The organism is Marinobacter sp. NFXS9 (genome assembly GCF_040148665.1).
GTDB classification, from domain to species: Bacteria; Pseudomonadota; Gammaproteobacteria; order Pseudomonadales; family Oleiphilaceae; genus Marinobacter_A; species Marinobacter_A mangrovi.
This window is the reverse complement of the sequence record NZ_JAGDDW010000039.1, coordinates 1-2,081: the sequence shown is the minus strand read 5'-3', so window position 1 is coordinate 2,081 and position 2,081 is coordinate 1. Positions and strand designations below refer to the sequence as shown.

Below are 2,081 nucleotides of genomic sequence, written 5' to 3'. Positions count from 1 at the left end.
GCTCAAACACCGGTCGCCGAAGACCAGTGCCTCGCGCTCCGGATGGGCCGCGGCCTGACGTTCGAACCGGCGATGCACCGGCTCCGGCTGGCCGTAATCCACCTCGGTGGCATTCCAGTCGGCCAAGTGTTCGCGGTCGGCATCGTCCAGCAGATCGAGGTCGCCCACCGCCTGTTCCGGCGCCATCAGGATCTGTCCCAGCAATCGTTCGAACCGGGCCTGGATGCGTTCGATGGTGTCGGCATCGAACAGGTCCGTGGCGTAGTTCCAGTTTCCGGACAGGCGGCCGTCGGCGTCCTCAATCAGGTTCAGTGCCATGTCGAACTGGGTACTGCCGTCGTTCAACTCCAGCACATCCACAGCCAGTCCCGGCAATTCACCCAGACCACCGTGATCCCGGCGCTGGTAATCGAACGCCACCTGGAACAGCGGGTTGTGACTCAGGCTGCGTTCCGGTTGCAGGGCTTCCACCAACTGCTCGAACGGTAAATCCTGGTTCGACTGGGCCTCAATGGCCGCCTGACGCACCGTGGCCAGCACCTCGTCGAAAGACTGGACGGCATCCAGTCCACAACGCAGGACCTGGGTATTGACGAAGAAGCCAATCAGGTCCTCGGTTTCCCGGCGATTCCGTCCGGCCACCGGCACGCCGACTCGCAGGTCGTCCTGGCCGCTGAGCCGATGGAGCAGCACATTGTAGGCCGCCAGCAACACCATAAATGGGGTCGCATCATGCCTTGTGGCCAGCTCACGCAGCCGGTCGCCCAGCAAGCGACCCAACTGGAAAGGGTGACGCGCACCACGGAAGCTCTGCCGTGCCGGACGGGGACGATCGGTGGGCAGTTCCAGTACAGGTTGCGCATCGCCCAGTCGTTTACGCCAGTAGTCCAGTTGTCGCGCGCCCTCGCCGCTGGCCAGCCAGTCCCGCTGCCACACCGAGAAATCCGCGTACTGGATGGGCAAGGCCGGCAACGCCGACGCCTTTTCGCCGCAGGCGGTTCGATACAGCGCCACGAAGTCCCGCATCAAGGCCGACACGGACCAGCCATCGGAAATGGCGTGGTGCATGCAGATCAACAGGTGCCATTCCTGTTCACCCATCCAGACCAGGCCGACTCGCCACAAGGGCTGTCCGCCCAGCCGGAACGGCCGCGCCATGAAGTTCAGCGCATGGGCCCGGAAAGCCGCCTCCACATCTCCGGATTTGGTCAGGTCCACCCGCTCGATCAAGACAGTGGTTGCCGGATCGATGACCTGCCGTGGGATGGTGCCACCCTCCGGCGCAGCGACAAGGCGAGTGCGCAAGGTTTCGTGGCGTTCCGCCAGACCGTTGAGCGCTTGCTGTAATGCACTTTCATCCAATGAACCCGTGAGACGCAGGACGCCGGGCAGGTTATAAGCCGTCGCCCCCGGTTCAAGCTGATCAAGGAACCAGAGCCGTTGCTGGGCAAAAGACTGGGGCGCATCGTTCAGACCCAACACAGGAATCGCCGCCTGTGTTGGCGTAGCCTCCAGATCGTCCAGCCAGGTGGCCATATCCGCCAATTGAGGTGCCTCGAAGACCGCCCGCAGCGGGAAGTCCACGCCCCACTCGTGGCGCAGGCGCGAAACCAGTTGCGTGGCCAGCAGGGAATGGCCGCCCAACTCGAAGAAATGATCCTGCCGTCCGATACGATCCTGTTGCAACAACGCTTGCCATAGGGCGGCGAGGCGTTGCTCGCAATCGGTGGCCGGGGCCTCGTAGTCCGTCTGGCCGACGGCCGGCTCCGGCAAGGCATTACGGTCCAGCTTGCCGTTGGGCAACTGCGGCAGGCGCTCCAGCGTCACGATGTGCGACGGCACCATGTACTCCGGCAACTGCTCCCGGAGTGAGGTCTTGATGCTGCGCTCGTCCAGCGACTCGCCGGAGACGTAGCCGACCAGCCGCTGGCCGGCCGTGGTGTCTTTGACCACCGCCAGGGTGTCCTTCACCCCGTCGCAGGCTTTCAGGGCCGCTTCCACTTCCCCGATCTCGATCCGGAAGCCCCGCAGTTTCACCTGCTGATCCATCCGGCCCAGGTATTCCAACTGGCCGTCCCGGT

At 64.1% G+C, this 2,081-nt stretch carries 1 protein-coding gene; it reads right to left on the bottom strand.

From position 1 onward, the window contains the following. A partial coding sequence (locus J3364_RS22505; protein WP_349560400.1) for a condensation domain-containing protein occupies positions 1-2,081 on the bottom strand: 2,081 nt, incomplete at both ends.